The organism is Alginatibacterium sediminis (assembly GCF_003610775.1).
GTDB lineage: Bacteria > Pseudomonadota > Gammaproteobacteria > Enterobacterales > Celerinatantimonadaceae > Alginatibacterium > Alginatibacterium sediminis.
Map to the genome: position 1 here is coordinate 194326 of NZ_RAQO01000004.1, position 10822 is coordinate 205147.

General features: G+C 38.8%; 9 protein-coding genes. 8 read left to right on the forward strand and 1 reads right to left on the reverse strand.

The window, feature by feature from the left end:
* Positions 1–2: 2 nt before the first annotated feature.
* The 8 genes from DBZ36_RS04005 to DBZ36_RS04040 all read left to right on the forward strand — a co-directional run bounded on the left by DBZ36_RS04005 (position 3) and on the right by DBZ36_RS04040 (position 9196).
* Positions 3–2906, forward strand: a complete 2904-nt coding sequence (locus tag DBZ36_RS04005; protein WP_120353644.1) for a motility associated factor glycosyltransferase family protein — start codon at positions 3–5, stop codon at positions 2904–2906.
* 27 nt (positions 2907–2933) lie between these two features.
* Entirely contained in the window at positions 2934–3329 is a 396-nt protein-coding gene (locus DBZ36_RS04010; protein ID WP_120353645.1) for a hypothetical protein, read from the forward strand.
* A gap of 291 nt (positions 3330–3620) precedes the next feature.
* On the forward strand, positions 3621–5291 hold the full coding sequence (locus DBZ36_RS04015; RefSeq protein ID WP_120353646.1) for a glycosyltransferase family 4 protein: 1671 nt from the start codon (positions 3621–3623) through the stop codon (positions 5289–5291).
* A 63-nt stretch (positions 5292–5354) separates the two neighbouring features.
* Positions 5355–6068 carry a WbqC family protein gene (locus tag DBZ36_RS04020; RefSeq protein WP_120353647.1) on the forward strand — a complete coding sequence of 238 codons (714 nt, stop codon included), beginning with the start codon at positions 5355–5357 and terminating at the stop codon, positions 6066–6068.
* Between the two features lies 1 nt (position 6069).
* A complete protein-coding gene (locus tag DBZ36_RS04025) occupies positions 6070–7032 on the forward strand; it encodes a glycoside hydrolase family protein (protein WP_120353648.1) in 963 nt (320 codons plus the stop codon).
* Between the two features lie 13 nt (positions 7033–7045).
* Entirely contained in the window at positions 7046–8011 is a 966-nt protein-coding gene (locus DBZ36_RS04030) for a glycoside hydrolase family protein (RefSeq protein WP_120354456.1), read from the forward strand.
* Entirely contained in the window at positions 8008–8466 is a 459-nt protein-coding gene (locus DBZ36_RS04035; RefSeq protein WP_120353649.1) for a GNAT family N-acetyltransferase, read from the forward strand. The genes DBZ36_RS04030 and DBZ36_RS04035 overlap by 4 nt, the downstream gene beginning before the upstream one ends.
* The gene (locus DBZ36_RS04040) at positions 8453–9196 is read left to right on the forward strand and encodes a class I SAM-dependent methyltransferase (protein ID WP_120353650.1); all 744 of its coding nucleotides are present in this window, start codon (positions 8453–8455) and stop codon (positions 9194–9196) included. The genes DBZ36_RS04035 and DBZ36_RS04040 overlap by 14 nt, the downstream gene beginning before the upstream one ends.
* Before the next feature lie 52 nt (positions 9197–9248).
* On the opposite strand, the gene DBZ36_RS04045 is transcribed toward DBZ36_RS04040, so the two are convergent.
* On the reverse strand, positions 9249–10364 hold the full coding sequence (locus DBZ36_RS04045) for a DegT/DnrJ/EryC1/StrS family aminotransferase (protein WP_120353651.1): 1116 nt from the start codon (positions 10362–10364) through the stop codon (positions 9249–9251).
* Between the last annotated feature and the right edge of the window lie 458 nt (positions 10365–10822).

The window sequence follows — 10822 nt, forward strand, 5'->3', positions numbered from 1 at the left end:
TTATGATAAATACTTTTGATTTTCAAATAGAATTAGACGAGTCGATACAACAAGCGAATGAAGCATTGTTGGCGCCATTAATGCGTAAGCGTTATGAGCGAAACTTGCAAGCCATTTCGCAATTTGATCTGAATCTAGCGCACGGAATTGCAAATCACCATAGTGTTAATTACTCGCCATTTATCACTAAACAAAAATACATAAATATTTCAAATCATCATAAAGGGCGTGCGCTTTATTCTGTAAACCCGCAAGCACAAGTTAATAAACAGCTCGATGCGTTTTCACGATATTGCCCCGAGTATAATCCCGGTTCATCACAGATCATTGAGCCTGTTGTTGAGTACGGCGCACCACTAGAACTGCAAATGCCGGGCTTAATTGATAATCTAAAGCCTTTTTCTCAAACTGGAAATAATTTAGTAATACTCGGATGCGGATTAGGACTTCATCTTCGCCAGCTGCTCCAATCGAGAGAGTGGGAACACGTACTAATCGTCGAACCGGAACTCGATTTATTACATAATTCACTTTTGTCCGCACAATGGCGAGAGTTGTTAGCTGTAGTCAATAGTAATAAAACTGTGCTCAGCATCAATTCTGGTAGCGTAGACCAAGAAGCTGTCGACGAAATAGATAATTGGCGTAAAAAGCATAATGTAGAGCAATTCTGTGTCTATCGACATTACGATTATGCTGCCTTTAACCATTTTGAGTATGATGTGTTGTGTGGTAGAGACCCATTTGCTGATAGTTATGCGTACCCAGAGCAGTCTCATCAACGTGATTTTGAAATCAGTTTTTCTTTATCCAATTTCATATCGCCATCTATTCAACAATATTGGAATAACAATAGTTCTGATCTAAAAGCTAAGTTTTTTAAGAACATAGCTGCATTTGAGCGCTATATGCCTGATATTGCGAATTTTGCGCGCAATCACAAAAGTAGCTTATGGACATTAATCACCATTGGTGAAAATGACTACGCTTATGTTGATCTCGAACAAGGTGTTGTTGTTGGCCTGCAAAGTCAGCAAGACTGCGAACGATATTTCGATTTCTATCAGAAAAAACCAAGGATAGATGCGCTTGATGCTCGTCAATCGTTTTTGAAACCTAGTCCATTTATCCACTATAAACATTCAAGTAGTCTAAAAGATCTAGTTCTAGAAATCCCCGAAGAAGAATCGTCTTTACCCTACAAATTGCCATCTTTGATTATGTACGGATGTCAAAAAGGCTATCAGATTGAAAACTTATATCGTGACCACCAAGTTGATAATTTCATTCTCTATGAACCCAATCATGATTTTTTCTTCGGTTCTCTGCATTTAATAGATTGGGAAATGATTTTTAGTAGTGCTCATAAGAATGATGGAAAAATATATCTAAATATTGGTGATGACGGCAGCAATATGTTCGACGATATTCATCTACGCTTACAAAGCTATGGTATTCATATACTTTCCTATACATTCTTTTTTGTTAGTTATTTTCAATCACAAATGGATCGTAGCATCCGCGACACGAGAGAACAGTTCCGGGTTCTACTGGGTATGAGTGAGTTCTACGATCATGCGTTTTTCAATTTAAATCATACCAATGAATCATTTAGGCTCAATCAACACTACCTGTTACGAAATAAGCCTACGTCAATAATACAGCGCTTAGAAAATACGCCAGTGTTCATCGTTGGAAATGGTCCATCTCTAGATCAAAGTGTTGAGACACTTAGGGAGATGCAAGGTAAAGCAATAATTGTATCTGTAGGCACTAGTCTTAAAGCCTTGTATGAGCTAGGTATTAAACCAGATATGCATGCAGAGGTAGAACAAACTAGAGCAACCTTGCATTGGGTTTGCCAAGTTCCCGATCCCGACTGGCTTGCGAGTATCGATTTAATTACAGTTAACGGCATTCATCCTGATGTTTCTGCAATGTTCCGTGATACTTTGTTTTGTTTTAAAGTTGGTGAAGCCGGTACCATTTCACATCAAGAAATTGATCCGGATTTCTCTCGTTTTGAACAAATCGCATACTCATATCCTACTGTGTCAAATTGTGCATTATCCTACTGCTTAAAGCTCGGTTTTAAACAAATATACCTGTTTGGAGTTGATTTAGGCTTTAAAGATATCGATAAGCACCATAGTAAGCATTCAGCATATTACAATGTGAACAGTAAAGGCGAGCAGCTATACGATTATCGTAAACATGGCGTTGGCTTACGTGTAAAAGGGAATTTCGAAGACTTTGTTTTTACAAAGCAAGAGTTTAAGTATTCTGCGATGATCTTGGCACAAGCAATCGAAGAGTATCCTGCTGCGGAAGTCTATAACACTTCTGATGGCTCTTTCATTGAGGGCACGCAACCCTTGCCTTGTGACCGTGTTTTATTAGGTTCAGATGATATTGATAAACAAGGCTTTATTGACGAACTTAAATCAAATTGTTACGACACTAATATGAGACCTGCATATGAGCAGTTCAAAAAACATTTTGAATATGATGCGTTTGAGGAAAACCTTGATGGTGTTACAGAGCTAATTAGCCGAGATTGTGAGTCGTGGGATGATATTCTTGAGGCCCTAAATGCACAAACGAGCCTAATAAAAGCATCGGCGCGACAAGAGAACTCATTATTCTTCTATTTGGTACGGGGTAGTGCAACTTTTTGTTTAACCTATCTAACGCGCTTGGCTTATTCTTCATCGGATGAGCAAACGGGCTTAGACAGATTTAATGAAGGTAAAAGCATATGGTTGCAATATTTAGAGGATATCAAAGTTCAAGTTCGCGATGATTTTGGAGCGTTCGATCAAACTTCAGGGCCGATTCCTGGAAAAGATTTTGAATCACTACCTGCTTTGGATATTCTAGAGAAACGAAAAGCTTTGAATTTGTAGTATAGATAAGGGAAGGATTGTTTAAAAATGGAAAGTATCCAAACTTTAATGGAAGAGTCTGCACAAGATGCAGTTAACTACGCGAACGAAAACTATGAAGTTGTGCTTGATTATTCTTTTGATAGCGTAAAGAGTGCTGATGCTATCGTTCAATTACTAAGTGATACTGTTATTGATGATCAAACAATGTTTACTCTGTCGTACATATTTGGTGCGTATCTTGGTGAAGTTTATAGACGCGAACGAGAAGGCGAATGGTTGTACGTTGAGGCGACTGATAGTGAGCCTCCACAAACGTTTTTTAAACATGGTGAGAAAACCTTCGCACTGCCTAGTAAAGTTTATCATGTATTAAATGGAAGTAGTGATGAAACCTTGACCGAATATATGTGGAAGCTTTTTGATAGTTCGCAAACCCACTAGCATTTGAATAAGTATCTACGGTATTGATCGTCCCAATCACCGTAGGTATTGGTTGAACTATTGAAAGGACGGCAATGGTTGTTATGGTTTTAGCGCCTAGTAATAACTGATACTACTCCTCTCCAACCTTTGTCTTTAAATCAAAAATTGTTGATAATTAACTGCTCGAGATATCTAGTCAAAATAGTTTGTCCTCTTCTTTTAGATGGTGTTTACCTAAGCAGCTCTCGGTTGGATCTTATTTTGCATAGGATTCATATCTATGACTATTAGCTTATTTGGAAATTTTCTATGGCAAACATTGTGAATTGGAAGAACAGTCAGGTTTTAGAGCATGTGTTTGCAGAGGATAAGAAACCATTAGACGCTTTGCATGCTTCAAAAGCACTGACAGAGTTTTTGACACATTTAGAAACAATGAGTGGCTCCGACGCGGAGGAAAGCAATAGAATTTTTAATCTTCTGGTTGGAGAAGTCTATGCTCTTTCAGCGGATAACTTAGATTGGGAAATCCTTTTACACTCGATTAACTTAAGATTTGGTGATTCAGAAAGTGCAATTGAAAGCCTCGTTTCAATTATTCGTAAGCCTTCTATCGCTTTTGAAATTAAATGGTATGTCTATTGGCAATTGGTAAGGCATTTCTTCACCAATAGGCAGAGCTATTCGACGGAGTTTCGTTATCAGCAGTTGAAGAGTGCTTACACATCCATTTTTAATATATTCTACAAAAGCCTAGAGCAAGATATTAAAGCAATCAAAGGAATAGAAACTTCTATTTTGGGCCAAGTAGAGAAAACTAAAATACGACCATCCTCAAATAAAATTATAATTGTAACTAATCAATTTTTGTCCTCAAAACATGCGCCAACTCGCCTGTGTTTAGATATGGCTTGTTCTTATATGGGGATGGGATTTGAGGTTTGTATTGTCAATCTTGCTAGCCTTCCCAGACTTGGAAATACTTTGTTCTTCGATGGTAGAGGTTTTAATCATGTCGAACAGTTAAGTGAGCCACAGCAGCAAATTTCATTTAGCGAGAACAAAATTGTTCGTGCGCCATCACTAACTAGTGGTTCTACGATTAGTTATGGGAATACAGATATTCCATTTGTACAAATCCGTTCTCATAGTGATGTTGCCAGTATTGCGCAGTGTCTGGACGAACATAATCCTGCTTTGGTTATATCGCTTTCCGACAGCAACCTCTTAACGGATTCAATTTCGAAACTCTATCAACAAAAATTTCCAGTTGTAACTTTTCCAACAGTTGCTGATCTCCCTATACAAATTCATACCATTCCGGTTTTGCGTAAAACGAAAAGAGATTTTGTTCCGAGCGATGTTAATTTTGAGAAAGCGTTGTTCTCAAATGACCACTATCCTCACCGGCACGTGAGTTCAAATGCTTCACGAGCTGATGTGGGATTACCAGCTGATAAGTATTTGATATCGATCGTTGGTAGTAGATTACAAGATGAAGTCGATGAAGACTTACTAAAGTGCTTGAGTGCTTTAGTCAAAAGTGACTCTGGTATAGCGGTAGCGTTTATTGGTAGTGAGAGCTTTGCAATCGAAGGTTATTTTGACGATAGCTTGGATAATGTAGTCTTTCTAGGCCACCAAAAAGATCTCTTTACCACAATTTCAAATACAGATCTTTTTGTAAATCCTGATCGAGTTGGCGGTGGCACCGGTGCGGTCATGGCATTAGCCGCAGGTTTACCTGTTGCGACTTTAGATAGGCATTACAGCGACGTAGCATGGAGTGTTGGTACAGAGTTTTCATTTGATAGTTTTTCGACAATAAAGTCTTTTATAGTGCGGTGTAAAAATGAAAGTAGTTTTGCGCAACTACAAAGAGAGTTGAGTCTAAAGAAGTATGCAGAAAAACTAGATGCTAATGCGGTTTATCTAAAACTTTTGAATGATTGTGGTCTAGACATTCCCTATGCAGATTAGGATCGTACGATTTATAGCATCAGTTCTCGAAACTGGCGTTGCAAGTAGTTTGAGGGAGTTGAAATGAAGATTGCCATTATGCAGCCTTACTTTTTGCCATATATCGGATACTTTCAGCTGATTAAAGCGGTAGACACATTTGTTCTTTATGATGATATTCAGTACACCAAAAAGGGTTGGATAAACAGGAATCGTTTGAGTTGTAAAGATGGCGAAGTGGCAATTTCTTTACCAATCAAAAAAGATTCGGATTACTTGAATGTGAATCAGAGGTTTATTTCAGAAGCTTGGAACCAAGAACGTACCAAATTACTAAGAAAAATTGACGCTTGGTATAGTAAATCACCGTTTTTCACTCAGGTTTATCCTTTACTCGAGAGGATATTGTTGGACGATTCTCGTAATCTTTTCGATTTCATTTATTCATCATTAAAAGTACTTATTGAGTTCTTAGGTATATCAACTTCGATCATAAAGAGTTCTAGCTTGTTGTTAGATAATGATCTTAAAGGTCAAAGTAAAGTACTTCAAATCTGTGAAGAATTAAACGCCTTAACTTATGTTAATCCCCAAGGTGGGGTAGACATGTATCGAAGAGGGAATTTTGAAGCTAAGGGGCTTAAACTTGAGTTTTTGTTTAGTCAAGCAGAACCATATGACCAACTGTCTTCGAGTTTTATCCCATATCTGTCGATCGTTGATGTACTTATGTTTAACGATCTTGAAACCGTCAATACGATGCTCAACGAACAATACCTAATTAAGCAGGCGATATAAAATGTTTAAATGGAAAAAGCTAGGAAAAGTATTTGACCCGACAGCTTGTCTTGAACGTGAATGGTTGTGCGAATTTGCTCAAGCACCCTCCGTTTTAGTATTTGATGACTTTATTCGTGTGTACTTTTCTTGTCGTCCAAAAGCTGATGCCAGTGGCCAATATACAAGTTATTCCGCTTTTGTTGATCTTAGTAAATCAAGCCCGTTTAAAGTCATTAGGGTCAGCGATGAACCAATACTTTCATTAGGATCCTTAGGAGAGTTTGATGAATTTGGTACTTATCCTGTTTCGGCTATAAGGCATGAGGGTAAGGTTTGGGCCTATTATGCGGGATGGACGCGATGTGTCAGTGTTCCTTTCAACACAGCAATTGGGCTCGCTCACAGCGAAGATGATGGACAACAGTTTACAAAATTTGGTTCAGGTCCAATTTTATCTTATTCGCCGGATGAGCCATTTGTGATCAGTGGTCCCAAAATTCGACGTTTCAATGGCAAGTGGTATCTCTTTTATATCTCAGGAAGTAAATGGGTTCTTGCAGATAACGGAAGAGCAGAGCCTGTTTATAAGATCAGGATGGCTGTCTCGGATGACGGCTTGAACTGGCATCGAATGAACAAAAACTTAATTGAGAATGTTTTAGAGGGTGATGAGGCTCAAGCTAGCCCAGATGTTTTTTACTCAAATGGTCGTTACCATATGTTTTTCTCCTATCGTTACAGTCTAGGATTTAGAGGAAAGGAGAGGGGTTACCGAATTGGTTATGCTAGCTCATCTGATCTCGAAAACTGGGTACGTGATGATAGTAAAGTTGGGATTGACGTCAGCCAATCAGGGTGGGATTCCGAAATGATCAGTTATCCGCATGTTTTTGAAATTGATAACAAAGTGTTTATGTTCTATCTAGGCGATCAAGTTGGCCGATTTGGTTTTGGAGCAGCTGAACTAGTTGGTGAACTTTGATGAGATGCAATCGATGAAAAATCTAAAGTGGCAAAAGAAGGGGCTAATTTTTAATCCGGGACAACACACACTGGCAAATAATTGTCACTCATTTGCGCAATCGCCGCAGGCTCTTGTATTTGACGACTATGTCAGAATATATTTTTCAACACGCCTTAAAGAACCTGACAACATGTATCGTAGTCATGTGTCGTATGTCGATTTTGATATTGAAATGCAAACTATAATTGCAGTCGCAAAGAACTCGGTGATTCCCCTCGGAGAACTTGGCTGCTTCGATGAGCACGGTATTTTCCCAATTAACCCTGTACAACATGATGGAAGGATCTTAGCTTATACCTGCGGTTGGAGTCGACGTAAATCGGTCTCAGTTGAAACTGCAATCGGTTTTGCTGAAAGCTTTGATGGAGGTGTAACGTTTCAGAAGAAAGGCCTGGGTCCGATTATGGCCGCTTCAAGTCATGAACCATATTTGGTAGGCGATGCTTTCGTGAAATTTTTCGAAGGTAAGTTTCACATGTGGTACATGTTTGGGGTTACTTGGAAGAAGTTTGATACAGAAGCTGCTCCCGACCGAGTTTATAAAATAGGCCATGCAGTTTCTGACGATGCTATAAATTGGAATAGATCATCTGGCCATCAAGTTGTACCTGACCATTTGCACGCTGATGAAAGCATGGCTTTGCCAACTGTTTTTTTCCATGATAAAAAGTACCATATGATTTTTTGTTTTCGAGAGTCCTTTGACTTTAGAAAAAATAGTGGACGTTCTTATAGACTTGGCTACGCGTATTCAGATGACCTTGTAAACTGGAAACGAAATGACTCTCTTTTAGGAATTGACTGTTCGCTAGACGGCTGGGATTCTGAAATGCTTTGTTATCCTCATGTCTTCAAGGTCAGAGAGCAAGTTTACTTATTATATAATGGGAACAAGTTTGGTGAGTCAGGTTTTGGTTTAGCGGCTCTCGATGTATGAATGCTATCCATTATACCGTTAATCAGTCGACATACCCTCAGATAGAAAAGCATCTTGAAGCCTGTTATGAGCCCGAAAGTTCTTCGCTCAGAAAGTACGTTGTGCTTACTGATTATGCTATGAAAATCTTTTCTAAAGCAGAGAAGTTCGAGGCTTGGGTAGACGGTACTCTAGTAGGTCTGGTTGCTGTTTATATGAATACCAAGCAAAGCGCACATGTTACTAATGTAAGTGTACTAAAGAACTTTACTGGTGAAGGGATTGCGACAATTCTTATTGAAAGAAGCATTGTTGCCGCTATTAATAAATCTTTGGATGTAATGACCTTAGAGGTTGAGTTAGCGAACCACTCAGCGCTATCACTTTATCGTAAAATTGGCTTTGTCAATACAAGTGTAATTTCTACAAAACAAGTAATGAATCTTGATATTAAGGGACGTGATGAAACAAGGTAGAGACTATAATCAGGAAATAAAGGATACAGATAGTCATAAGTACGCTTATGGGTTCGATTTCGATGTGATGCACCCGTTTATGCTTCGCTCGTTTGAACCTTTTTTTGTGTCCGGTAACTTACTTGAATTGGGGAGCTTTAAAGGACGTTTCACTCAACGATTAATTCCACTATTCAATGATATAACTTGCGTGGAAGCTTCTTCTGAAGCAATTGAGACGTCACAAAAGATGCTTCCCAAAGATATAAAATGGTTTAACTCTCGATTTGAAGACGCTCAGCTACCTGCTAAATACAAAAATGTCATTATGACACATGTGCTAGAGCATATAGACGATCCCGTGTCGGTTCTAAAACGTATTAATGATGAGTGGTTGGCCGATGGCGGTCGATTTATGTTGGTTTGTCCAAATGCAAACGCACCATCAAGGCAAATTGCCGTTAAAATGGGTCTAATATCACATAACTCGGCAGTTACCGAAGCTGAAGAAAAGCATGGGCATCATCGAACCTATAGCTTAGATACCTTAGAAAGGGATGCAAAAGCAGCGGGGCTAAATGTTGTCCATCGTTCTGGTATTTTCTTTAAAGCCTTGGCTAACTTTCAATGGGATCAGTTATTAGATACCAGTATCATTTCTGACGAGTACCTTGAAGGATGCTACCAATTAGGTCATCACTATCCAGATCTTTGTGGTAGTGTTTTTCTAGTTTGCGAGAAGGGTAAATAACCCAATTGGTTTTAGCTCACTCATAAGGGGGTAATAGTTGCCCCTTAATAAACTAGCACTGAGCTCTATAGGCATGTGCGGGCAAAACAGCTGTTCTGATTGTATCGCAGATCATTGTGACATCATCTTTTGTCATATTACAGTGAAGCGGCAAACAGTATGAGTTTCGAGCTACTCTAGACGCTACAGGCAGGTCGTCTGCAACACTTCCTGGCTGCAAAGGGTAGAAATAGCGTCTGCCAAATACATTTTGAACTTTAAGCGCTTGGTCGACCTTTAATAGCATTTGTTCATCAATAAATTGGAGTGGGAAGTAAGCGTAGTTTGGAGACTTCGTGAGCTTGAGTAGATTCGAGTTTGAAAAATCTGCCAGTTGGTCTTTATATGCTTCAGTAAGCAATTTCCTGTACACAATTTCTTTATTTATGTGTTCGAGATTTGCTAAGCCAAAAGCAGCTTCAATCTCATTCATTTTTGCATTCGTTCCGACATGGCCGGGTTTACCATCTTGGTAACCAAAGTTGATTAGTGATTGAGCTTTTAGATAGTCTTCTTCAGATTTTAAAATCAGAGCGCCACCTTCAACGGTGTTGAATATTTTTGTCGCATGAAAACTCAACGCTGTTGCGTCACCGCTAGTTAGCGCTGTTTTTTGATGTAAACTGGGTGGACCAAAACTTTGCGCACCGTCATAAATTAATTTTAAATTATGTCGCCTAGCTAGCTCTTCGAGTTCTGTATTGTGAGCCGTTCTTCCATAGACATTAACAGGTAAAATAGCCTGAGTATGAGGGGATATTTTATTTGAGACTTGTTTTGGACATAAACAAAGGCTTCTCTTATCTATGTCGGCAAACACCGGTTTTGCTCCAACCCATTCAATAGCCTGACCAGTAGCTGCGAAGGTGAAAGGGGTTGTAATGACTTCTTTGTCAATATTAAATAGTTTTAAGGCAAGCTGCAGAGCGCTAGTCCCGTTTGCAGTGAGAACTAAATAGGGCACATCTAAGTATCCGGTTAATTTTTTTTCTAATTCTTGAACAAGGTGCCCGTTATTAGTTAGCCATCTAGATTTATATATTTCATCGATGTAACCATTTAGCACTTCCCGATCAGGAAGGCTTGGCGATTGCACCAAAAGAGCTTTTTCTCTTATTTTCGAATTCATCTAGACTCTTCCTTAATCATACTGAGACCTTAACTAAATTTTCATTAGTTTGCCAAATGAGCGTTGTAGTCTAATGCAATATATAGTCCAAAAGTGTAGTCCAACATACATGAAGTATATACGAATATACAATTAGGCATCATTTTCTAGTCATAAATGTGCGCACAATGTGATTACTTGTATTTAGGAATAGTCTGCACGTCAATCTTTTGTCTTTAATTGGTATAGATGTTAGTAATTACCATGAGCCCAATAACTTAAGAAACAATGTCCAAAGAATAGTTCTGCTTATTAAGCTTCTTTGGCTATACAATTCTACGGAAACGATCTCAGAATCCATGTACTGCGCGCAACTTCAAACGAAATCTATGAAAGTTTAGCTGCTAAAGGGTAGCCAATTGTAGACTAAGAATTTGTCACATCACGATAATTTCGTAGCGGATGTCAATACACGGTTT